This window comes from Streptomyces sp. NBC_01474 (genome assembly GCF_035918215.1).
GTDB lineage: Bacteria > Actinomycetota > Actinomycetes > Streptomycetales > Streptomycetaceae > Streptomyces > Streptomyces aureus.
Map to the genome: position 1 here is coordinate 8,747,629 of NZ_CP109449.1, position 21,096 is coordinate 8,768,724.

The 21,096-nt window shown below is 72.6% G+C and carries 20 protein-coding genes; 10 read left to right on the forward strand and 10 right to left on the reverse strand.

Annotated features, from left to right (window positions below; genetic code table 11):
- Positions 1 to 11: 11 nt before the first annotated feature.
- Together OG758_RS39970 and OG758_RS39975 are read right to left on the reverse strand one after the other, a co-directional pair.
- Positions 12 to 749 carry an MBL fold metallo-hydrolase gene (locus OG758_RS39970; RefSeq protein ID WP_326714336.1) on the reverse strand — a complete coding sequence of 246 codons (738 nt, stop codon included), beginning with the start codon at positions 747 to 749 and terminating at the stop codon, positions 12 to 14.
- A 93-nt stretch (positions 750 to 842) separates the two neighbouring features.
- Positions 843 to 2,201 (reverse strand): dipeptidase, encoded by a 1,359-nt coding sequence (locus OG758_RS39975; RefSeq protein WP_326714337.1) that lies wholly within the window; start codon positions 2,199 to 2,201, stop codon positions 843 to 845.
- A gap of 211 nt (positions 2,202 to 2,412) precedes the next feature.
- Between OG758_RS39975 and OG758_RS39980 the strand changes: the two genes are divergently transcribed.
- Positions 2,413 to 3,717 carry a geranylgeranyl reductase family protein gene (locus OG758_RS39980; RefSeq protein WP_382059362.1) on the forward strand — a complete coding sequence of 435 codons (1,305 nt, stop codon included), beginning with the start codon at positions 2,413 to 2,415 and terminating at the stop codon, positions 3,715 to 3,717.
- Here the strand turns inward: OG758_RS39980 and OG758_RS39985 are convergent.
- Positions 3,701 to 4,183: a nitroreductase family deazaflavin-dependent oxidoreductase gene (locus tag OG758_RS39985; RefSeq protein WP_326714338.1), complete on the reverse strand. Its 483-nt coding sequence runs from the start codon at positions 4,181 to 4,183 to the stop codon at positions 3,701 to 3,703. The two genes, OG758_RS39980 and OG758_RS39985, sit on opposite strands and share 17 nt — an antisense overlap.
- 261 nt (positions 4,184 to 4,444) lie before the next feature.
- Here OG758_RS39985 and OG758_RS39990 point away from each other — a divergent pair, with 261 nt between their 5' ends.
- The 3 genes from OG758_RS39990 to OG758_RS40000 all read left to right on the forward strand — a co-directional run bounded on the left by OG758_RS39990 (position 4,445) and on the right by OG758_RS40000 (position 7,279).
- Positions 4,445 to 5,179: a TetR/AcrR family transcriptional regulator gene (locus OG758_RS39990; RefSeq protein ID WP_326714339.1), complete on the forward strand. Its 735-nt coding sequence runs from the start codon at positions 4,445 to 4,447 to the stop codon at positions 5,177 to 5,179.
- A gap of 145 nt (positions 5,180 to 5,324) precedes the next feature.
- Positions 5,325 to 6,617: a sensor histidine kinase gene (locus OG758_RS39995; protein ID WP_326714340.1), complete on the forward strand. Its 1,293-nt coding sequence runs from the start codon at positions 5,325 to 5,327 to the stop codon at positions 6,615 to 6,617.
- A complete protein-coding gene (locus OG758_RS40000; protein WP_326714341.1) occupies positions 6,614 to 7,279 on the forward strand; it encodes a response regulator transcription factor in 666 nt (221 codons plus the stop codon). Before OG758_RS39995 ends, OG758_RS40000 begins: the two co-directional genes overlap by 4 nt.
- Positions 7,280 to 7,412: 133 nt before the next feature.
- Here OG758_RS40000 and OG758_RS40005 read toward each other — a convergent pair whose 3' ends face one another.
- The gene (locus OG758_RS40005; RefSeq protein ID WP_326714342.1) at positions 7,413 to 8,924 is read right to left on the reverse strand and encodes an MFS transporter; all 1,512 of its coding nucleotides are present in this window, start codon (positions 8,922 to 8,924) and stop codon (positions 7,413 to 7,415) included.
- An 87-nt stretch (positions 8,925 to 9,011) separates the two neighbouring features.
- Between OG758_RS40005 and OG758_RS40010 the strand changes: the two genes are divergently transcribed.
- The gene (locus tag OG758_RS40010; protein ID WP_326714343.1) at positions 9,012 to 9,416 is read left to right on the forward strand and encodes a MarR family winged helix-turn-helix transcriptional regulator; all 405 of its coding nucleotides are present in this window, start codon (positions 9,012 to 9,014) and stop codon (positions 9,414 to 9,416) included.
- 31 nt (positions 9,417 to 9,447) lie between these two features.
- Here OG758_RS40010 and OG758_RS40015 read toward each other — a convergent pair whose 3' ends face one another.
- The 3 genes from OG758_RS40015 to OG758_RS40025 form a co-directional block, all read right to left on the reverse strand.
- Positions 9,448 to 10,179: a maleylpyruvate isomerase family mycothiol-dependent enzyme gene (locus OG758_RS40015; RefSeq protein WP_326714344.1), complete on the reverse strand. Its 732-nt coding sequence runs from the start codon at positions 10,177 to 10,179 to the stop codon at positions 9,448 to 9,450.
- Between the two features lie 64 nt (positions 10,180 to 10,243).
- Positions 10,244 to 11,461, reverse strand: a complete 1,218-nt coding sequence (locus OG758_RS40020) for an MFS transporter (protein WP_326714345.1) — start codon at positions 11,459 to 11,461, stop codon at positions 10,244 to 10,246.
- 151 nt (positions 11,462 to 11,612) lie between these two features.
- Entirely contained in the window at positions 11,613 to 12,392 is a 780-nt protein-coding gene (locus OG758_RS40025; protein WP_326714346.1) for a DeoR/GlpR family DNA-binding transcription regulator, read from the reverse strand.
- Between the two features lie 179 nt (positions 12,393 to 12,571).
- Between OG758_RS40025 and OG758_RS40030 the strand changes: the two genes are divergently transcribed.
- The 5 genes from OG758_RS40030 (at position 12,572) to OG758_RS40050 (ending at position 17,013) form a co-directional block, all read left to right on the forward strand.
- The gene (locus tag OG758_RS40030; RefSeq protein WP_266567510.1) at positions 12,572 to 13,456 is read left to right on the forward strand and encodes an SIS domain-containing protein; all 885 of its coding nucleotides are present in this window, start codon (positions 12,572 to 12,574) and stop codon (positions 13,454 to 13,456) included.
- Between the two features lie 39 nt (positions 13,457 to 13,495).
- A complete protein-coding gene (locus OG758_RS40035; RefSeq protein WP_116500414.1) occupies positions 13,496 to 14,347 on the forward strand; it encodes a class II fructose-bisphosphate aldolase in 852 nt (283 codons plus the stop codon).
- Positions 14,348 to 14,407: 60 nt separating this feature from the next.
- Complete coding sequence (locus OG758_RS40040; protein WP_326714347.1) at positions 14,408 to 15,124, forward strand: alpha-ketoglutarate-dependent dioxygenase AlkB family protein; 717 nt, start codon at positions 14,408 to 14,410, stop codon at positions 15,122 to 15,124.
- A 69-nt stretch (positions 15,125 to 15,193) separates the two neighbouring features.
- On the forward strand, positions 15,194 to 16,456 hold the full coding sequence (locus tag OG758_RS40045) for an ROK family protein (RefSeq protein ID WP_326714348.1): 1,263 nt from the start codon (positions 15,194 to 15,196) through the stop codon (positions 16,454 to 16,456).
- 62 nt (positions 16,457 to 16,518) lie between these two features.
- On the forward strand, positions 16,519 to 17,013 hold the full coding sequence (locus OG758_RS40050; protein ID WP_326714349.1) for a levansucrase: 495 nt from the start codon (positions 16,519 to 16,521) through the stop codon (positions 17,011 to 17,013).
- Here OG758_RS40050 and OG758_RS40055 read toward each other — a convergent pair.
- From OG758_RS40055 to fdrA, 3 genes are all read right to left on the reverse strand, one after another.
- Complete coding sequence (locus OG758_RS40055; RefSeq protein ID WP_326714350.1) at positions 16,998 to 17,825, reverse strand: DUF2877 domain-containing protein; 828 nt, start codon at positions 17,823 to 17,825, stop codon at positions 16,998 to 17,000. The two genes, OG758_RS40050 and OG758_RS40055, sit on opposite strands and share 16 nt — an antisense overlap.
- Positions 17,826 to 17,929: 104 nt before the next feature.
- Complete coding sequence (locus OG758_RS40060; RefSeq protein ID WP_326714351.1) at positions 17,930 to 19,363, reverse strand: DUF1116 domain-containing protein; 1,434 nt, start codon at positions 19,361 to 19,363, stop codon at positions 17,930 to 17,932.
- On the reverse strand, positions 19,360 to 20,985 hold the full coding sequence (gene fdrA / locus OG758_RS40065) for an acyl-CoA synthetase FdrA (protein ID WP_326714352.1): 1,626 nt from the start codon (positions 20,983 to 20,985) through the stop codon (positions 19,360 to 19,362). Before fdrA ends, OG758_RS40060 begins: the two co-directional genes overlap by 4 nt.
- Positions 20,986 to 21,096 lie beyond the last annotated feature (111 nt).

Here is a 21,096-nt window from a genome sequence, read left to right on the forward strand (position 1 = left end):
CGCGGGGGTGACTACGCGGCGTCCAGTCGCGCGGCCACCGCGCGCAGGACCGCCGCCGACCCGCTCGTCACGGGGTCGCCGTGTCCGAAGCACGCCATGTCGGAGTCGAGCGAGGCGAGGGTGCGGAAGGACTCGACGGACCGGCGGCGGTCGAGGTTCAACACGCCCAGCATGACCTGACCGTCCAGCGGTGACGCGGCGACGGCGTCACCCGTGAACAGCACACCGTGACGGGGCAGATGGAGCGCGATGCTGCCGTCCGTGTGCCCGGGCACCGCGACGACGCGGGCGCCACCGCCGAAGTCGAGCACCTCACCGCCCGCCAACTCTCTTACCTCACACGGCAGTACAGGATCCGCCGGCGGGGGCGGGAGCAGCTTCAGCGCCTCGGCGTGCAGCGGACGCTCCCAGTCCTCGAACTCCGGGGCAGGACCCGGACGTTCACCGCGTACGAACGGCGCGTCGAGCCGGTGCGCCCACACCACCGCCCCACTGAGCGCCGCGAACTCACCCGCGCCGCCCGCGTGGTCCTCGTGGAAGTGCGTCAGGACGATCCGGCGCACCTCGCGCGGGTGCCTGCCGAGCGCGCGTACGGCGTCGGCGATCGCCGCCCCGGCACCGGAGGCCCCCGCGTCCACCAGCGTCAACTCGTCCCCGTCGTCCCACAGATAGGCCTGCCCCACCGGGAAGCGCAACAGGTGCAGGCGGGGGACGACCTCGATCACATCGGTGATGGCGTAGACACTCATGCGCCGACCGTAGGGACCGGCGGCTGTCCGGGGGACATGGCTACGCCCCGGGCAGAAGAGTTCCGCCCGGGGCGAAGGTGACGACCGCGCGACTCAGATCGCCGCGTAGTTCTGGAGGAACAGCGCCTCGGCGACCGAGAGGCGCTCCAGCTCCTGCGGCGACACGCTCTCGTTCACCGCGTGGATCTGCGCCTCGGGCTCGCTCAGGCCGATCAGCAGGATCTCCGCCTCCGGGTACAGCGACGCCAGCGTGTTGCACAGCGGGATCGAGCCGCCCTGGCCCGCGTACTGCATCTCCTGACCGTCGTACGCGACGCTCATCGCCTCCGCCATGGCCGCGTACGCCGGGCTGCCGGTGTTCGCGCGGAACGCATGGCCCTGCCCGATCTGTTCGACCTGGACGCGGGCGCCCCACGGGGTGTGCGACTCGATGTGCGCGACGAGCAGCTTCGTCGCCTCCACGGCGTCCGTGCCCGGCGGCACCCGCAGGCTGATCAGGGCGCGCGCCCCGGCCTGCACGGACGGCGTCGCGCCGACGACCGGCGGGCAGTCGATGCCGAGGACGGTGACGGCGGGGCGGGCCCAGATGCGGTCGGCGACCGTGCCCGAACCGATCAGCTCGACACCGTCGATGACCTTGGCGTCCTTGCGGAACTGACCCTCGTCGTACTGGAGACCGTCCCACGCGGCGTCGGTCGCGAGACCGTCGACCGTCGTGGAGCCGTCCTCCGCGCGCAGCGAGTCGAGGATCCGAACCAGCGCCGCGAGCGCGTCCGGGGCCGCGCCGCCGAACTGCCCCGAGTGCAGGTTGCCCCCGAGCGTGTCGACCCGGACCCTGATGAGCGTCATGCCGCGCAGCGTCGACGTGGCCGTCGGCAGGCCGACCCGGAAGTTGCCCGCGTCACCGATGACGATCGTGTCCGCCTTCAGCAGCTCTGGGTGCTGCTCGGCGTACCGCTCGAGACCGCCCGTGCCCTGCTCCTCGGAACCCTCGGCGATCACCTTGACGTTCACCGGGACACCGCCGTTGGCCTTGAGCGCCCGCACCGCGAGCAGGTGCATCAGGACCCCGCCCTTGCAGTCCGCGGCGCCGCGCCCGTACCAGCGGCCGTCCTCGCGCTCCGTCAGCTCGAACGGCGGCGTGACCCACGCCGACTCGTCCAGCGGCGGCTGCACGTCGTAGTGCGCGTACAGGAGAACGGTCGGCGCGCCCTCGGGGCCCGGCAGGAAGCCGTAGACCGACTGTGTCCCGTCCGGGGTGTCGAGCAGCGCGACGTCCTGGAAGCCCTCGGCGCGCAGTGCGTCCGCCACCCAGTTCGCGGCGCCCTCGCTCTCGCTCTTCGGGAACTGGTCGAAGTCCGCCACCGACTTGAACGCCACCAGTTCGGCGAGCTCGGTCCGGGCCCCGGGCATGAGCGAGGCGACGGTCTCGGCGATCGGATTCGGTGACATGGGAACGCTCCTCGTAGGTGCGACGTTGCACTTGTGTATACGTATGCGGCTTTCGCACGCGTCCGTGCGGGTCCGCCGTCGGCTGATGTGCGTGAGCGTTTCGTGCACAGGGCATGCAGCGCCGATCCTCCCACAGGGGGTCGGCAGGACACCGCCGTAGGATGCCTGGGAAAGGTGCGGCAGGCGGCTGGATCGGGAGCAGTAGACCATCGTGAGCAGCGAGAACTCGGCGGGCGGCAACGGTACGGACGAGCACGCGGCGGACGCCGGTGGCGGCGGGCAGGTGTGGGACGTCGTCATCGTGGGCGCCGGTCCCGCGGGCGCCTCCGCCGCCTACGCGGCAGCGGTCGCCGGGCGCAGCGTCCTCCTTCTGGAGAAGGCGGAACTGCCCCGGTACAAGACGTGCGGCGGTGGCATCATCGGTCCCTCCAGGGACGCGCTGCCCCCGGGGTTCGAGCTGCCGTTCCGGGACCGGATCGACGCGGTGACGTTCTCCCTGGACGGGAAGTTCACCCGCACCCGGCGCTCCCGGCACATGCTCTTCGGCCTGGTGAACCGCGCCGACTTCGACCACCAGCTCGTCGAGCACGCCCAGAAGGCGGGCGCCGAACTGCGCACGGGGGTGACGGTCGCGCGGGTCGAGCAGCACGGCTCGGCCGTGCCCGACCGTCGCACGGTCGCCGTGATCCTCCAGGGCGGCGAGACGATCCTGGCCCGCGCCGTCGTCGGGGCGGACGGCAGCGCCAGCCGCATAGGGGCTCATGTCGGGGTGAAGCTCGACCAGGTCGACCTCGGCCTCGAGGCGGAGATCCCCGTGCCCGAGACGGTCGCCGAGGACTGGAAGGGCCGCGTCCTCATCGACTGGGGCCCGATGCCCGGGAGTTACGGCTGGGTCTTCCCCAAGGGGGACACCCTGACCGTCGGAGTGATCTCGGCGCGAGGCGAGGGCGCCGCCACGAAGCGGTACTTGGAGGACTTCATCGCCCGGCTCGGCCTCGCCGGCTTCGAACCGTCGGTCTCCTCCGGCCATCTGACGCGCTGCCGCGCCGACGACTCGCCGCTGTCACGCGGCCGCGTACTCGTCTGTGGTGACGCGGCGGGACTTCTCGAACCGTGGACCCGCGAGGGCATCTCGTTCGCGCTGCGCTCCGGTCGTCTCGCGGGGGAGTGGGCGGTCCGCGTCTCCGAGGCGCACGACGCGGTGGACGCGCGCCGGCAGGCTCTGAACTACGCGTTCGCGGTCAAGGCGGGCCTCGGTGTCGAGATGAGCGTCGGCAAGCGGATGCTGACGGTCTTCGAGCGCAGGCCCGGGGTGCTGCATGCGGCGATCACCGGGTTCCGGCCCGCGTGGAAGGCCTTCGCCCGCATCACCCGTGGTTCGACGACGCTGGGCGAGATCGTCAGGACGTATCCGATGGCGGGTCGCGTCCTGAGCCGTCTGGGGCCGGCAGCGGCGGCCGCGTCCTCGGCCGCGCCATCGGTCGACGACGATCCGGAGGCTACTTCTCGACCGTGATGAGGAAGACCGGGTGGTCCGGCGCGGCCGCGGTCAGCTCTTCGTCGGTCGACTTGGCGGTGATGCCCTGGAAGTACTGGTTGACCTCCCAGCCCCACTTCTCCAGGTAGCCGCGCAGGATCGGCAGCTTCTCGCTGTCGGGCACCTCGGTCGCGGTGAACGTACGGACCTTGCGCCCGACGCGCAGCTCGCCGGTCCCGGCGACGCGCATGTTGCGCACCCACTGGGAGTGCCCGCGGGCCGAGACGATGTACTGCGCGTCCCCGTACGTGTGCGGGTTGACCGGGATGCGCTGCATCTGGCCGCTCTTGCGGCCGCGCACGGAGAGCTCGGCGGACCCCATCAGGCTGACGCCGTGCCGCGCGAGCCAGCCGATCATGCCGTTCAACCGGACGTTGAGGCGGCTGCCCTTCAGGTAGTAGGGGCTGGGGGAGGAGGACGAGCCGGACTGGGCGTTCGCGGTCATGGGGTTCTCCTGGGTGTGGGTGGCGCGATGCGGGCGCCGCTGGAGTCGGTCTCGATCTCGGTTGCGAGAGCACTGCTCTCGCTTGAGATCAGTGTGCACGAGATCGGTGATTCAAAGCAAGAGCGGTGCTCTCTTTTCTCTGCGCCGCCGAGTGCGCCACTGCCCACTGAGTGCACTGCTCCCAGAAGAGTGCACCGATCCATAACGCGTGCATCGATCCGGAACGTGTGCACTGCTCCGGAAGCGTGGGACACTGCCCGTATGAGCACCACACGAGGAGCCAGGGCCAGGGCACGGGAAGAAGTCACCGCCGCCATCAAGGACGAGGCCCGCAGACAGCTCGCGGCCGAGGGCGCCGCCAGGCTGTCCCTGCGCGCCGTCGCCCGCGAGCTGGGCATGGTCTCCTCGGCGCTCTACCGCTACTTCCCCAGCCGCGACGACCTCCTGACGGCGCTCATCATCGACGCGTACGACTCCATCGGCGAAGCGGCCGAGCAGGCGGACGCCGCCCTGCTCAAGAAGGCGGCGAAGACCACCGACAGCACGGCGGGAGCGATCGCGCCGGTGCGCCGCTGGGTCACCGTCAGCGAAGCCGTCCGCGCCTGGGCGCTCGCCCACCCGCACGAGTACGCGCTCATCTTCGGCTCGCCCGTGCCCGGATACACCGCGCCGATGACAACCGTTCCGGCCGCGTCGCGCGTCGGGCTGCTGTTCTTGGGCATCGTCCGCGACGCGTATCAGGGCCGCGGGATCGCGGAGCCGCCGCTTCCCGAGGAGCTGCGGCCCGAGGCCGAGCGGCTGGGCGCCGACCTGGCCCCCGACCTGCCGCCCGCGGTGGTGGCCGCGCTCGTCGCCGCCTGGGCGCAGCTGTTCGGCCTGATCGGCTTCGAGCTGTTCGGCCAGTTCAACCGGGTCGTGGAGGACCGTGCCACCTTCTTCACGCACGCCGCGACACAGCTCGCCCACGGCGTGGGCCTGGTGCTGCCCCGGGAATGACATGCCCCGGCCCGGGAGGGAAAGTCGTTGCCCCGGGCGTGACGCGCGCCGCGCCCGAACCGCGTCGCGTACTCCCCGGGGAGTAGGTGTGGTCACCACGCCCGGCTGACGCCCGTGACGGCGTGCGGCGTCTAGCGTTGCGGTCATGGATGAGCAGCACGTACGCGGGGCCGACGGCCCGCCCCGGCACTGGGCGGGTCCGCCGCACCTCAGGCGCTACGGGCCGCCCTGGACGGCGGCCGGTGCCGCCCGGCGCGGTCACTACGGGCCGCCCTGGTGGGGCGCCGCGGGACAGGGGCCGCGCTGGCCCTGGCGGTCCACCGTCCTGATCACCGCGTTCGTCGTCGCCGGCTCGAACTTCGCGGCGCACGCCCAGACCGATCGGGCCGAACTCGACGTGTTCGCCCGCGTGCTGCTGCTCGCGGGCGGCGTCCTCCTGCTGTGGCGTCAGCGGTACCCGGTCCTCGTGGCCTTCGGCACGGCGGCCTGCGCGACTGTCTACCTCGGCGCGGGCTACGCGTACGGGCCGGTCTTCATCACCGTGGCCGTGGGCTGTTACGCCGCGATCGTCGCGGGGCACCGCAGAGCCGCGTGGGCTGCGGTCGGCATGTTCTGGGTGGGGCATGTCCTCGTGGCGCACTGGCTGTACGCGTATCTGCCGCCGTCGGGGGACGACGCCGCGTCCTGGGGGCAGGAGGGTTTCATCGCCGCGTGGGTCCTGGCGATCGTCGCCTTCTCCGAGCTGGTCAGAACGCGTCGCGAGCAGTGGGCGAAGGAGCGCGCCGAGCGTGAGAAGGCCGCCGGGCGGCGCGCGGACGAGGAGCGCCTGCGGATCGCGCGGGAGCTGCACGACGTGCTCGCGCACTCCATCTCGGTCATCAACGTCCAGGCGGGCGTGGGTCTGGCACTGCTCGACTCCGACCCCGAGCAGGCGCGTACCGCCCTCACCACCATCAAGTCCGCGAGCAAGGAGGCGCTGGGCGAGGTCCGCCAGGTCCTCGACACCCTGCGGACCCCGGGCGACGCGCCGCGCGCCCCCGCCCCGGGCCTCGACCGGCTCCCGGAACTCGTGGAGCAGGCCGCGAGCGCGGGCCTCACCGTCGGCATCGCCACGGAAGGATCCCGCGCCGCGCTGCCGCCCGGCACCGACCTCGCCGCGTTCCGCATCGTGCAGGAGGCGCTCACCAACGTCGTACGGCATTCGGAGTCGCGCAACGCGCGCGTAGAAGTGCGGTACACGGGGACCGCGCTGTCCCTGCGCATCGACGACGACGGGCCGGCGAGCCATGAGGCGGCCGGCGGCAGCGGGAACGGCCTCGCGGGAATGCGTGAGCGGGCCGCCGCGCTGGGTGGCACGATCGAGGCGGGACCGCGGCCCGACGGCGGCTTCCGGGTACTCGCCGAACTGCCGTTCACGCCGACGGAGGAGAACCGTTGATCCGCGTACTGCTCGCCGACGACCAGTCGCTCGTCCGCGCCGGATTCCGGGCGCTGCTCGACGCGCAGAGCGACATCGAGGTCGTGGGGGAGGCCTCCGACGGCGACGAGGCGGTGCGCCTCGTACGCGAACTGCGGCCCGCCGTCGTCCTGATGGACATCCGGATGCCGGTCCTCGACGGGCTCGCAGCGACCCGCCGCATCAGCGACGACGCCGCGCTGGAAACCGTGAAGGTGGTCATGCTGACCACTTTCGAACTGGACGAGTACGTCTTCGAGGCGATCCGTGCCGGAGCGTCCGGGTTCCTCGTCAAGGACACCGAGCCCGAGGAACTGCTGCGCGCCGTGAGGGCGGTGGTGCACGGCGACGCGCTGCTCTCGCCGGGGGTGACCCGCCGTCTGATCGTCGAGTTCGCGGCGCGCTCCAAGGAGCCCGCGGCGGCCGAGTCGCTCGGGCAGCTCACCGAGCGCGAGCGTGAGGTGATGGCGCTGGTCGGCATCGGCCTGTCGAACGAGGAGATCGCCCGCCGCCTCGTCGTCAGCCCGCTCACCGCGAAGACACATGTGAGCCGCACGATGGTGAAGCTCGGCGCGCGTGACCGGGCCCAACTGGTCGTCCTCGCCTACGAGTCCGGGCTCGTGCGGCCCGGCTGGCTCGGCTGAGCGGACACGCGCCGCTCTGACACACGGGTGCGCCCGGCGGGCAGGGGACTGCCGGCCGGGCGCACCCGTGTGCGGTCGGGTCGAGCGTGTGGGGCCGGGGCGAGGACCCGTGGGTCGATCGAGGATCCCTGGGTCAGTCGTGGACTGCGATGCGCTCCGTGCGCGCGGCGTCCGACCCCTCCAGCGCCGCCTCCTCCTCCGGCACCGACTTCGCGATCAGGACCGTGCCCTGCGGACGCCGCGTCCGCAGCCCGGTGAGGGTGACCAGCAGGCCCACCAGCGCGATCGCGGTGACGACGACGAGACCGGGCCGGAAGCTGTCGAGGACGGCCTGCGGGGACGAGCCCTCGCCGGAGTTCGCGGTGACAACGGCCGTCACGACGGCGAGGAAGATGGCGCCGCCGACCTGCACGGAGGTGTTGAGCAGGCCCGAGACCATGCCCTGTTCGTCGTCGTGGACGCCGTTCGTGGCCTGGATGTTGAGCGAGGGGAACACCAGGGCGCAGGCCGCGCCGATCAGGAGCATCGTCGGCAGGATGACGGACGCGTACACCGGGTCGAGGTTGATGCGCAGGAACAGCGCGTAGCCGATCACCATGAAGGTGAAGCCGACCGCGATGAGGCGCGGGGTGCCGAACCGGTCGACGATCGCGCCGACCTTCGTCGAGGAGAGCGCCACGAGGGCGCCCGCCGGCAGGAACGCCAGCGCGGTGTGCAGCGCGGACCAGCCGAGCAGGGACTGCATGTACAGGGTGACCAGGAACTGGAAGCCGACGTACGAGCCGAAGAACGCCATCGCGCCGAGCTGCGCCCTGATCTGTGAGCCGGAGCGCAGCACTCCGAGGCGGATCAGCGGGCCGGGGGAGCGGCGCTCGATGGAGACGAAGACCGCGAGCAGCACGGCGACGGCCAGGAAGGACAGCAGGGTGCGGGCCGAGGCCCAGCCCGCCTCCGGTGCCTGGACGACGGTGAACACGAGGAGCAGCATCGACGCGGTGCCGGTGATGGCGCCGGGGATGTCGTAGCCGCGGTGGTTCTTCTCGCGTTCGCTGTGCGGGATGAGCTTGATGCCGATGAGCAGCGCGATCACGGCGATCGGTGCGGGCAGCAGCATGGTCAGGCGCCAGCTGGCCTCGGTCAGCAGGCCGGACAGGACGAGGCCCATGGAGAAGCCGGTGGCGGCGCAGGTCGTGTAGATGGAGAGCGCGCGGTTGCGCAGCGGGCCCTCGGCGAATGTCGTGGTGATGATGGACAGGCCGGCCGGCGCGGTGAACGCGGCGCTGAGGCCCTTGACGAAGCGGCTGGCGATCAGGAGCGGCCCGGAGTCGACGAGTCCGCCGAGCAGGGACGCGAGGGCGAAGACGCCGAGGGCGATCAGGAACACCCGGCGCCGGCCGAGCAGGTCGGCCGCGCGACCGCCGAGCAGCAGCAGGCCGCCGTAGCCGAGGATGTAGCCGCTGACGATCCATTGCAGCGTCGACGTCGACAGGTCGAGCTCCGAGCCTATGGACGGCAGGGCGACTCCGACCATCGACACATCGAGTGCGTCGAGGAACATCGCGGCGCAGAGGACGAGCAGTGTGCCCCACAGACGGGGGGACCAACGCTCCTGGGACGCAGGGGTGTTGGTGAGCGGAGAGGTCATGCGGAGCAGACTACATGCATATGCATTGACTGCAAGTGCATTTAATTCCGATGCAACAATGCCCGTCTTTTCTGCTACGGTGCGGTCATGGCGGCGAAAAAGGCCGAGTCCGGCCTCGTGGAACAGTGGCGGGACATCCTTGCGGTGCATGCGCGCACCATGTGCGAGCTCGATCGTGAGCTGCATCAGCACGGCCTGGGCGCCAGCGACTTCGAGGTGCTCGACGTCCTGGCCGACAGCGCGGCGGAGGACGGCAGTTCCTCCTTCCGCGTGCAGGAGATCGCCGCTCAGGTCCATCTCAGCCAGAGTGCCCTGTCGCGCCTGATCGGCCGCCTGGAGAAGGACGGCCTCCTGGAGCGCGGCATGTGCCCCGAGGACCGCCGCGGCGTCCGGGTCTGCCTCACGCGGAAGGGCCGCGACCTGCACACGGAGGTCCGGCCGTTGCAGCGCGCGGTACTGGGGCGGATGCTCGCCGATCGCGCTCAGGGCTGATTTCCCCAGGTGGCCCGGCCTGTCGTCAGCTTCAGGTGACCCCCGACCGCTCCCGCCACAGTGCGGCCAGTGAGGCGTCGCCGGTGAGGCTCGGGAACGGCAGCCGGTTCCACAGCGACAGATAGAGCCGCGCCGCGGGACCCGACAGCTCGCAGTCGGCCTCGCCCGCCCCGTCCCGTTCGGTGACCGGCGGCTCCTGCGAGATCCGTACGGTCCATGACCGGCCGGCGTCGGTGGCCCGCACGCGCAACAGGCGCGGGGTGTCCGACCGCACCTTGCTCCGGCCGCGCGCGTGGAAGCCGAGCAGCAGTTCCTCGATGCCGTCGACCGCGAACTCCGCGTGGATGACGCCGGGCGTCCCGGCCAGCGCGGACTCCGCGTCCACCCGGTGGACGGTCGTCTCGTGCGCCTGCCGCCGCGCCCAGAACGCCAGCGGCGACGGCGCGGGCAGGAACGTCCAGCACTCCACGTCGGGCCGGGCGTCGGCCAGCGTCCCGACGAGCCGGCCGTGGCCCTCACGGAACCAGGCGACGAGCTCGGCGCCGTCCAGATCCGGCAGACCGTCGTCGGGGTGGTACGACGTGTACCCCTCGGCGACGAACGCCGCGGCCCAGCGATGCACCATGCCCACGTGTCGCAGCAGGTCCCGTACGGCCCAGCCCGGGCAGGTCGGCACCTTGGCGGAGGTGCCCGCCGTCTCGGCGGCGTCGGCGAGGAGGCGGCCTTCCTCGTCGAGCGTCTCGATGTGTTCCGCAGTCTTCATGGCGGGAGTCTGCCCGATGGGACCTGGCTGGAATGCGTCCTTGCGGATGCTCGTCACGTGCGGGTCAGGAGACGGCCGCGCGCCGGGTCGCGAAACCGATCAGGGCGGCGACGCCCGCCAGTACGGCCACGCTGGTCAGCGCGGCGGGGAGGGAGAACCAGTCCGCCATGAAGCCGATCATCGGCGGACCGAGGAGCATGCCGCCGTAGCCGAGCGTGGACGCGGCGGCGACGCCGGTCGGTCCTGCCAGGGCGCCCGCGCGTTCGACCGCCACGGGGAAGATGTTGGCGAGGCCGAGACCTGTGACGGCGAAGCCGAGGAGTGCCAGCCACACGGTGGGGGCGAGCGAGCCGAGCAGCATGCCTGCCGCGCCGGTGGCGCCGCCGAACACCAACGTGCGTGTCCTGCCCAGGCGTTCGAGCAGCGTCGTCCCGCTGATCCGGCCGATGGTCATGGCCAGGGCGAAGCAGGAATAGCCTGCCGCGGCCACTCCGGGATGGGCGTGCAGGTCCTCCTCCAGGTGCAGGGCGCCCCAGTCTGCGAGCGCACCCTCCCCGTACGCGGTGCACAGGGCGATGAGGCCGAAGACGAGGACGAGCCCGCGCACGCGCCCGGAGGGCCGCTCGGACGCCGATGCGTGCTCGTTCCGTATACGACCGCGGTCGTCCGGGGCCGTGGGGGCGTCGTGGCGCAGGAGCGTGGGGCCGACGGCGGCCGTGACGAGCAGGCCGATGACGGTGAGGGCGAGGAGGTGCCGGGTGGGGGAGACGTGGCCCGCGACCAGGCCGCCGAGCCCGGCGCCGAGCATGCCGCCGAGGCTGAACGCCGCGTGGAAGCTCGGCATGACGGGGCGGCGCAGGGCGGCGACGAGATCGACCGCGGCACTGTTCATCGCCACGTTGATCCCGCCGTAGGCGGCGCCGAACACGAGCAGGACCAGGCCGAGGGTGAGCGCCGAGTGGGTGAGCGGAGGCAGTGCGACGCTCAGCGCCAGGAGCACACCGCTCACCACGGTCACCGGATGACTGCCGAAGCGCCTGCACAGGCGCCCCGTGAGCATCATCGTGATGACGGCCCCCGCGGAGACGCCGAGGAGCGCGAGCCCGAGCGTGCTCGCCGAAGCGCCGGTCTGCTCCTTCACGGCGGGGATGCGTACGACCCATCCCGCGAAGATGAAGCCGTCGAGTGCGAAGAAGATCGTGAGCGCGATGCGCAGGCGGGTGAGGGACGCGGTCCGCGGGCTGTCGTCCTTGACGGCCCGGAGTTTGTTTAGTGTCGGCACAAAGTCAGGGTAGGGCGCCACCCCGGCCGGGACAAGACGGTGCGAGGCGTGACGGCCACGACATCCGCCGGACCGGTGCGGGGAAATGGCTGCGGCCCCACCCGTCCGGGAGGGGCCGCAGCCATGAAAACCGCAGGTGTGGCTCGGGGAGTCACACCGCGAGGACCTTGACCCCCGCCTCCTCGAAGCGCTCCACCGTCGCCGCATCCACGGCGCTGTCGGTGACCAGGGTGCCGATCCGCTCCGTCGAGCAGATCCGGGCGAACGCGCGCTGGCCCAGCTTGCTGGAGTCCGCCGCGACGACGACGCGCTCCGCCCGCTCGCACAGCAGCCGGTTGATGGCCGCCTCCGCCTCGTCGTGCGCCGCCGCGCCGTGCGCGACGTCGAAACCGACGACACCGAGCACGGCCGTGTCGATCGTGATCTGGCTCAGCACGCCGTCCGCGAGCGGACCGATGAGCTCGTACGACTGCGGCCGGGCGACCCCGCCCGTCACCACGATCTTGAACTGGGGCCGCACGGCGAGCTCGTTGGCGATGTTCAGCGCGTTCGTGACGATCGTGAGGGCCGGGGAGCCGGAGGCGAGGTCGGGGCGGACCGCGAGTGCGCGCGCCACCTCGGTCGTCGTGGTGCCGCCGGTGAGCCCGACCGCCTCGCCCGGCGTGATCAGTTCGGCGACGGCCTTGGCGATCCGTTCCTTCTCGGAGGCGTTGCGTGCGGTCTTGTAGCGCAGGGGCAACTCGTAGGAGACGCCGTGGACGACGGCGCCGCCCCGGGTGCGTACGAGCATCTGCTGCTCGGCGAGCTGGTCGAAGTCGCGCCGGATGGTGGCCGCGGACACCCCCAGATCGGCCGCCGCCTCCTCGACATCCAGGCGCCCCCGCTCCACGAGCAGTTCCAGCAGGGACTTCCAGCGGGCGTCGCGGGACATCCGCGGCCTCCAATCGTCGTTCTCCGGTGACCCTAGCGCACTACCTGATGCTTGGTTATGCTCGAAAGGTATCGAATTCTTGCAGGAACGAGCATAGGCTCGGCGGGGCCGTTCGAGCGCGACGCATGCGACGTGTTCGACCGGCCCACGGACACGACACATCAGGGAGTGGGCACGGCATGAGCCATGTCGAGAACGAGCTGAACAGCCAGCCGGAGTGCTGGACGCGCGCGGCGGGCCTGGCCGCGGGCGAGGCCGCCAAGCTGCCCGCGCCGGGGGAGCGCGTCGCGATCGTGGGCTGCGGCACCTCGTGGTTCATGGCGCAGGCCTTCGCCGCGCTGCGCGAGCAGTCCGGGCAGGGCGAGACCGACGCGTTCGCGGCCTCGGAGTTCCCGGCCGGGCGCCCGTACGACCGCCTCATCGCGCTGTCCCGGTCCGGCACGACGACCGAGGTCGTCGAGCTGCTCGCCGCGGTCAAGGGCCGCATCCGGACGACCGCCGTCATCGGCGACCCGAACACGCCGATCGTCTCCGCCGCCGACGACGTGATCGTCCTGGACTTCGCCGACGAGCGGTCCGTCGTCCAGACCCGCTTCGCGACGACGGCGCTGACGCTCCTGCGCGCCCACCTCGGCCTGCACACCGAGCAGGCGGTCGCCGACGCGCGCACCGCGCTGGAGACACCGCTGCCCGAAGGCCTCGTGGAGTGCGGCCAGTTCAGCTTCCTGGGCCGCGGCTGGACCGTCGGCCTCGCGAACGAGGCCGCCCTGAAGATGCGCGAGGCGTCCCTGTCGTGGACCGAGGCGTACCCCGCGATGGAGTACCGCCACGGCCCCATCAGCGTCACCACCGCGGGCACCGCCACCTGGATGATCGGCACGGCGCCCGAGGGACTCGCCGAGCAGGTGGCCGGCACCGGCGCGCTCTGGGTCGAGGGCGGCCTCGACCCGCTCGCCGAACTCGTCCGCGCGCAGCGCCTCGCCGTGGCCGTCGCGGCCGCCCGCGGACTCGACCCCGACCAGCCGCGCCACCTCACCCGCTCGGTGATCCTCACCGCCGGCTGACCGTCGACCGAGCTTCCGAGCCTTCCGAAAGGAGGGGCTGTGCCCCTCGCAGCAACCGGCGCGCTCGTCGCCGAAGCCACCGCGGCGCGTACCGCGGTGGCCGCGTTCAACGTCATCACCCTGGAGCACATCGAGGCCGTCGTGGCGGGCGCCGAGGCGGCGAACGCGCCGGTGATCCTCCAGGTCAGCGAGAACGCCGTGCGGTATCGCTACGGGCGCCTGCTGCCCCTCGCGAGGGCCGCGGCCGCCACCGCGGAGGCGTCCTCGGTGCCCGTGGCGCTCCACCTCGACCACGTCCAGAGCGACGAGCTGCTCCGCCAGGCCGCGGACGCCGGGTTCAGCTCGGTGATGTACGACGCGGCCCGGCTCCCCTACGACGAGAACCTCGCGGCCACCCGCGCGGCCGCCGACTGGGGCCACGCCAACGGGCTGTGGGTCGAGGCGGAGCTGGGCGAGGTCGGCGGCAAGGACGGTTCGGCGCCGCTCGACGCCCACGCGCCGGGCGCTCGCACGGACCCGGGGGAGGCCCGCGCCTACGTGACGGACTCGGGCGTCGACGCCCTCGCCGTCGCGATCGGCTCCTCGCACGCCATGACCACCCGCACCGCGACGCTCGACCACGACCTCCTCAAGCAGCTCTCGGAGGGCCTCGACGTACCGCTGGTCCTGCACGGTTCCTCCGGTGTCGGGGACGACGAACTCTCGCAGGCCGTCCGGGGCGGCATCGCCAAGGTGAACGTCGGCACCGCCCTGAACATAGCGATGACGGCGGCCATCCGGGAGTTCCTTGCCGCACATCCCGATGCCGTCGACTCCCGCAAGTACCTGAGCGTGGGCCGCGAGGCGATGGCCCGCACGGTGACGGAGCTGGTCGAGGTGATGCGCCGCTGACCCGTCCCCCGTGCACGCCCCGGTACGCGCAAGACACCTCGTACCGGGGACAATGGGGCCATGGCCGGCCGGCACGAACCGCACGCACCCCCGCTCTTCCCGGTGGACCGGGAGCGCCGGGAGATCACCCCCGGCGCCGTGCACGTGCCCGGCTGGCTCGACGCCGAGGCCCAGCGCGCACTCGTCGAAGCCTGCCGCGGCTGGGCCGCCGGACCCGTGCCGATGCGCCACACACGACTGCCGGGCGGCGGCGTGATGTCCGTCCAGACCGTGTGCGTCGGATGGCACTGGCAGCCCTACCGCTACACGCGTACGGCAACCGATGTGAACGGCGCGCAGGTGGCCCACTTCCCCGACTGGCTAAGGGAGTTGGGCAGACGCGCGTTCGTCGACGCGTACGAGGACGACGCGGCCGGTGACGGCTACGACCCCGACACGGCACTGATCAACTTCTACGACGGCGCCGCCACCATGGGCATGCACCAGGACAAGGACGAGCGCGCCCGGGAACCCGTCGTCTCGCTCAGCGTCGGCGACACCTGCGTCTTCCGGCTGGGCAACACCGAGAACCGTGGGAAGCCGTACGAGGACGTGGAGCTGGTCTCCGGGGACCTGCTGGTCTTCGGAGGACCGTCGCGGCTCGCCTTCCACGGGGTGCCGAAGGTGTACCCCGGCACCGGCGACCCGGCCACCGGGCTCTCCCGGGGCCGCCTGAATCTCACGATGCGCGTCACCGGACTCACCGGACCGCCCTCCGCACCCTCCCCACAGGGGTGAGTTCACCCGCAGGGGCTGCGGCGTTCACCGGATACGATGCGACACGGTGATCAGGGCGAGGAGTTGCTGATGCGTGGCAAGGCGGCCTCCGGGGCCGGGGGGCAGACGGCGGGCGAGGCGGAGGGTTCCGCGCGCGCGCCCCGTCTCGAGCGGGGCCGTGGTGCTCTCGGCCCGGCGCTCGAACTCGTGCACACCGGCCGCGCGCCGACCCGCGCCGTCCTCACCGCCGAACTGGGGGTGACCCGGGCCACGGCGGGCGCGGTCGCCGCCGAGCTGGAAGCGCTCGGGCTGATCAGGATCGACGCGAAGCCGAGCGCCGCGGCGGGGTCGCAGGGGCGTCCCTCGCACCGGCTGTCCGTCGCCGAGGACGGACCCGTGGCGCTCGCCGCGCAGGTACACGCGGACGGCTATCGCGCGGCCCTCGTAGGCCTCGGCGGCCGGATCGTCGCGACCACGCCCGGCTGCGAGATCATCGACCCGGATCCGGCGCGGGTACTCGGCTCGGTCGTGGAGGCCGGCGCCCGACTCCTGCGCGAGACCGGCCGCCACTGCGTCGGCGCGGGCCTCGCCGTGCCGTCGGCGGTGGCCGAGCCCGACGGCACCGCCCTCAACCCGCTCCACCTCGCCTGGCCCGCGGGCTCGCCCGTCCGCGAGATCTTCGCCGAGCGCGTACGGGAGGCGGGCATCGGGCGGCCGGCGTTCGCCGCGAACGACGTCAACCTCGCCGCCCTCGCCGAGCACCGCCACGGCGCGGGCCGCGGCGCGCGCGACCTGCTGTGCGTCGCCACGGGCCACCGCGGCGTCGGCGGCGCGCTCGTCCTCGACGGGCGTCTGCACACCGGCAGTTCGGGCCTCGCCCTGGAGGTCGGGCACCTCACCGTGAACCCCGAGGGCCGGCCCTGCTACTGCGGCAGCCGCGGCTGCCTCGACGTGGAGACCGACCCGCTGGCCCTGCTCGACGCTGCGGGCCGCGAACCGGGCCCCGACGGCTCCCTGCTCCAGCAGGCCCGCGACCTGATCGCCGGCAGCCTCGACGACCCGAAGGTGCGGATGGCCACCGAGGCCCTGATCGACCGTCTCGGACTCGGACTCGCGGGCCTGGTCAACATCCTCAACCCCGACCGCATCATCCTGGGCGGCCTGCACCGGGCGCTCCTCGACGCGGACCCGGACCGCCTGCGGGCCGTCGTCGCGGACCGCAGCCTGTGGGGCCGCAGCGGGGGCGTTCCCATCCTGGCGTGCACGCTCGACCACAACAGCCTGGTCGGAGCAGCCGAGTTGGCGTGGCAGCCGGTCCTCGACGACCCTCTCTCGGCGCTGGGCCTCGCCTGACGTGCGGGAAACCGTCGCACCCGGCTGGTCCTACAGGCGCTCGACCGTGCACAATCACCGCCATGATCGGTGAATCGGCCCGGAATTACCTGGCCTCGGTGGAGAGCCGCCTCCAGGCGGACGGCTGCGCGACGCGCTGGGAGGACTGGTTCGGTGTGCCCGTCCTCGTGGGGCGGCGGGCCGACTTCCGGATGCGCTGGATGGCCACCAACCTGCACCTGTTCACCGTTGCCGCCGCCGTGCCCGAGATCACCCCGCAGAGCGTCGACGCCTTCACCTCGCAGGTCCTGACGTACGCGAAGCAGAACAAGGGCGGCCTCCCGGTCGGCCTGCAGACCGGCGTCGCGGCCTTCCCCGTCCTTGTCAGCGAGCGCGTCGACCCAGCCGCCATGGCCTGGGCCGAACAGCAGCAGCGCAACCGCTTCGCCTGCTTCGCGCGCCCCGTCGTCGTGGACAGCGCACAGCGCTACGTCGGCTTCTACCGCGGCAAGCCGGCCCTCGGCCGCGTCTACGCCTCCCACCTCATCGACAAGGGCAACCGCTACTTCAACGGGTAGTCATCACGGTCAAGGGGCGTCGCGCCCGCTCTGCCGAGGCCCACCGCGAGCACCCCGCGCGCCAGATCGCCTCCCGAGTGGTGTCCGACGGCGAGCAGTTCGCGTAGAGCGGGTTCCAGGGCACCGTCCCCGCTCAGCGCCCGCAGGAACGCGTGGGCCTGCGGCACGCATTCGCCGCGCACCGCGTGCCGCAGGAGTGCCGCCGAGAGCAGCGGGGTGCGCAGGGACGCGTCCGCGAGCGCCTCCGAGAGGGGGGTGAGAGGGCCTCCCCACGCGCGGCTCGCCAGTAGCGCGCCGCACAGGATGTCGTCACCGGACGGGGTGAGCCCGGGGCCGAGGCCGACCAGTGCGCGGGCGGTCCGGCGGACTTCGCTCGCGTCATCGGTGTGCAGGGCGTGGCGCAGGTCGGTCAGGCGGGGAGCCAGCGGGGGCGGCAGGGGGTGCGCCAGCGCGTCGAGCAGCACCGTCACCTGTCTGACGCGGGCGGGGTCCGGTGGGGAGGAGGCGTCCTGGACACGGGGCGGTGTCCAGGACGCCTCCGGCTCGAAGTGAACGGGCCCGATGACGACACGGCCTGCCCCGAAGCCGGCCCATTGTGGGTTCAGGTCCAACGGCCGGTCCGCCGACGAGAAGGGCAGTACGAGCGCGTTCGGCAGTCGGATCGCGTCCCGGGTCACCACGGCGAGTGCGGGTAACTCCCGGTCGCCGGTGGCGAGATGGACCGCGTAGCGGGTGGCGGCGACGACGCGGGCCGGCCGGGACGGACCGTGCAGCAGCGGGGCGACGGCCGTGCTGATGGCGCCGAGGCGCATGTGACTGATGGTGTCGGGGTGCAGGTGACTGAGGGTGCCGAGGTGTACGTGCTCAGGGCGGGGCACCCCAGCCCGTACAGCACCCCCGCCGGCCGCCGTGCCCGTCACTCCCCGGGCTCCGGGGGCACGTCGAAGGCGCTCAGCGCGTCCGTGAAGCAGCGCATCGGGGCGTGGGTGAGGCCGGCGCCGATCTGGCCGATGCCCGGTTCGCGGTGCGCGATGCCCGTGGTGATGACCGGTTCGAGGCCCGTGTCGACGACCTTGCGGATGTCCAGGCCGACGGGGCTGCCGACGAAGTCGAGGCCGGGGAGGCGGTAGTCGCGGTGCCGGCCGACGGTGAGCGTCGCCATCTCCTGGCTGACGCGGCGGGCCCCTTCGGGGGTGCCGCCCACGAAGCCGACGATCGCCGGGGCGGCGGCCAGCGCGAATCCGCCCAGGCCGTGCATCTCGGTGATGGCGCTGTCGCCGATGTCCGGGTTGGCGTCGGTGGGCCCGTATCCGGCGAAGTAGAGGCCGTCCACGGGGGCGGCGGGCGCCGTGAACCAGGAGTCGCCGAGGCCGCTGACGCGGATGCCGACGTCGACACCGTTGCGCGCGAAGGCGGTGACGACCGTGGAGTGCGGCACGCCGTGCCCGGCCAGCAGTGCCAACTTGCTCGCGGCCATCGAGAAGTTGAGGAACCAGTAGTTGTTGTCGCGCAGGAAGTCCAGCGCCTCGATCCCGCCGAGTTCCGCGTGCCGGGCGAGCGCGGCGGAGAGCTCGCGCGTGAGCAGGGCGCTCGCGGCGGTGTTGCGGCTGTGGCACTCGTCGCCCATCTGAAGGGCCTGCGCGGTGACCGACCGCAGGTTCACCGGCTCGGCCAGCGAGCCGATCGCCGCGCGCAGCGCGGGGCCGAGGCGCTCTCCCATCCAGCGCAGCCGCTTCATCACGTCGTCGCCGAGCGCGCCGTAGCGCAGGCAGCGGCCCTGCCCCTCGTTGAGGTTCGAGTAGGCCCGCAGCCCCGTGGCCTCGTCCTCCACGACGAGCAGGGGCATGGACGCGGAGATGACGCCCGCCATCGGGCCGACTGTGTCGTGGTGATGGCAGGGGGCGAAGCGGATGGCTCCCGCGTCGGCGAGTGCTTCCGCGTCCGGTGCCGTCGCCGCCCAGCCCTCCAGGAGTGCGGCGCCGACGACGGCGGCCCGCATCGGGCCGCACATGCGCTGCCACTCGATCGGCGGTCCGGCGTGCAACAGGAGCCTCTCCTGCGCCAGTTCGGGGATGAGTTCCCCGGCCGGGCGGACGTCGGTCCACAGCGGCACGACGCCGAGTATCCGCTCGAGTGCTTCGGCGTTGGCCGCCTCGACGGCCGGGTGCGCGACCAGGCGGGCGAGCCCGGCGCCGAGTTCCGGGTCACCGTAGGCCGGGGGGCGCCAGTCGACCGCCGTCACCGTCGCGCCGGCGGCCCGCGGCGGCCCGGCGAACGCGTCGACACCGACGTTCACGACGTGCGGTACGCCGGTCAGGAGGCCCTGCGCGGGCGCGGCCTGTGCGGTCATGCGGTCTCTCCGATCCGGGAGGCGGAGGCAGAGGCAGAGGTCGAGGAAGAGGTCGAGGAAGAGGTCGAGGAAGAGGAAGGGGCGGAGCCGGAGGCGGCGGGGGCGAGCATCAAGTCGCCACCGGCGGCGAGGAGTTCGGCGCACAATCGCGCGGCGGTCGTGCTGCTGTCGACGACGTACGCACCCGCGTCACGCAGAATCCGCTGCTGTGCGGTGAGCCCCTGCGGGTCGTCGTCGGTGCCCACGACGAACGCGATCACCGGCGGGGCGTCGGCAGGAGCCTCGGCCAGGGCCTCGCCGAGAGCCGCCGCCGGATCCGGCGCCGCGCCGTGTCCGATGACCACGTCGAGGACGACCGCGGCGGTCCGCGGGTCCGCGAGGGCCGCCCGCAGGTACTCGGTGCGGACCGTGGGGTCGATCATCGGGTGGGGGCGCCCGGCGGTGAACTCGTCGTCGCCCAGGTCGAGTACGAGATGCCGGTGCGGCAGGCGCGGGGCGGCGCCTGGCACCGGCGGGGGAGCGGTGCGGGTGATGTCACCGAGCGCCGGGCCGAGCAGCAGGGCCGCCTCATGGGCGAACGTGCCGCCCGCGTACAGGGCCCGCAGCAGATGGCGCGGCGCAGCGGGGGCGGGCAGTTTGGGCAGCTCTTCGCCGGGCGGCAGCGCTCCGCCGACGGTAAGGGAGGCCGCGGACCGCGCCGCCTCCAAGAGAGTGGGCGCGAGCGTCACACCGGCCGGGGCAGGGGCGGCCTGGTCCGTGCCGAGGAAGCAGGCCACCACCGGTTTCCCCGACGCGCTCGCGTGCCGCAGCAGTTGCTCGGCCACGTGTGGTGCGGGCGGTTTGGACACGAGGACGATGATCTCCGTGGCGGGGTCCGCGGCCAGGGCGTCGAGTCCGGCCCGCATCGTCGGCCCGCCCACTTCCGCGCTCACGTCGCGGCTGCCCGTGCCGATCACGTGGCTGACCCCCGAGCCCATGGAGTGCAGCAGACTCGACACCTGTTGCAGTCCCGTACCGGAGGCCCCGACCAGGCCGACGCGGCCCGCCCGCACCTCGTTGGCGAAGCCGAGGGGGATGCCGCCGATGACGGCGGTACCGCAGTCCGGGCCCATGACGAGCAGCCCGCGGCGGGCGGCCTCGCGCTTCAGGAGCACCTCCTGCTCGATCGGCACGTGATCGCTGAAGACGAAGACGTGCATGCCCAGGCGCAGCGCCTTGAGGGCCTCGGCGGCCGCGTACGGTCCGGGGGTGGAGATCAGCGCGAGACTCGCGCCGGCGGGGGCGCCGACGAGCGAGCGCACCGGGGGCCCGGCGTCCGCACCGGCCTCCGGTCCCGCGCCCGGTCCCTCGCCGGGACCGGACAGGGCATCGACCACCAGGGCGAGGGCGGTGTCCACCGCGTCGGGTTCGCCGCGGACGGCGACGAGCAGGTCGTTGGGTCCGGCGTCGTGGCCCGGGGATGTCAGCAGCCCCGACCGCGCGAGGACGTCACGGTTGGCGGGTGTGCCCATCACGAGGCTGATGGTTTCGACGCCCGGCGGTTCGGCCAGGTGGGCGGCAACCCTCATGAGGGCGACGGAGTCGGCGTAAAGATCCTTGTGCACGGCGTTTCGCAGCACCATGGGTCCGACTCTAGGCAGCGGCCCGCCCCTTGCAGCATGGCTCGAAGTGCCAGAACCCGCCGGGGAATTACCGGCAACGGGTGACAGTGACCCGCCTTTCGAGGATCAGCG

Coding starts and splice junctions, on each gene's coding strand:
- OG758_RS39970 (WP_326714336.1), bottom strand. CDS start 749: ATGAGTGTCTACGCCATCACCGATGTGATCGAGGTCGTCCCCCGCCTG.
- OG758_RS39975 (WP_326714337.1), bottom strand. CDS start 2,201: ATGTCACCGAATCCGATCGCCGAGACCGTCGCCTCGCTCATGCCCGGG.
- OG758_RS39985 (WP_326714338.1), bottom strand. CDS start 4,183: ATGACCGCGAACGCCCAGTCCGGCTCGTCCTCCTCCCCCAGCCCCTAC.
- OG758_RS39990 (WP_326714339.1), top strand. CDS start 4,445: ATGAGCACCACACGAGGAGCCAGGGCCAGGGCACGGGAAGAAGTCACC.
- OG758_RS39995 (WP_326714340.1), top strand. CDS start 5,325: ATGGATGAGCAGCACGTACGCGGGGCCGACGGCCCGCCCCGGCACTGG.
- OG758_RS40005 (WP_326714342.1), bottom strand. CDS start 8,924: ATGACCTCTCCGCTCACCAACACCCCTGCGTCCCAGGAGCGTTGGTCC.
- OG758_RS40010 (WP_326714343.1), top strand. CDS start 9,012: ATGGCGGCGAAAAAGGCCGAGTCCGGCCTCGTGGAACAGTGGCGGGAC.
- OG758_RS40015 (WP_326714344.1), bottom strand. CDS start 10,179: ATGAAGACTGCGGAACACATCGAGACGCTCGACGAGGAAGGCCGCCTC.
- OG758_RS40025 (WP_326714346.1), bottom strand. CDS start 12,392: ATGTCCCGCGACGCCCGCTGGAAGTCCCTGCTGGAACTGCTCGTGGAG.
- OG758_RS40030 (WP_266567510.1), top strand. CDS start 12,572: ATGAGCCATGTCGAGAACGAGCTGAACAGCCAGCCGGAGTGCTGGACG.
- OG758_RS40040 (WP_326714347.1), top strand. CDS start 14,408: ATGGCCGGCCGGCACGAACCGCACGCACCCCCGCTCTTCCCGGTGGAC.
- OG758_RS40045 (WP_326714348.1), top strand. CDS start 15,194: ATGCGTGGCAAGGCGGCCTCCGGGGCCGGGGGGCAGACGGCGGGCGAG.
- OG758_RS40050 (WP_326714349.1), top strand. CDS start 16,519: ATGATCGGTGAATCGGCCCGGAATTACCTGGCCTCGGTGGAGAGCCGC.
- OG758_RS40055 (WP_326714350.1), bottom strand. CDS start 17,825: ATGCGCCTCGGCGCCATCAGCACGGCCGTCGCCCCGCTGCTGCACGGT.
- OG758_RS40060 (WP_326714351.1), bottom strand. CDS start 19,363: ATGACCGCACAGGCCGCGCCCGCGCAGGGCCTCCTGACCGGCGTACCG.
- fdrA (WP_326714352.1), bottom strand. CDS start 20,985: ATGGTGCTGCGAAACGCCGTGCACAAGGATCTTTACGCCGACTCCGTC.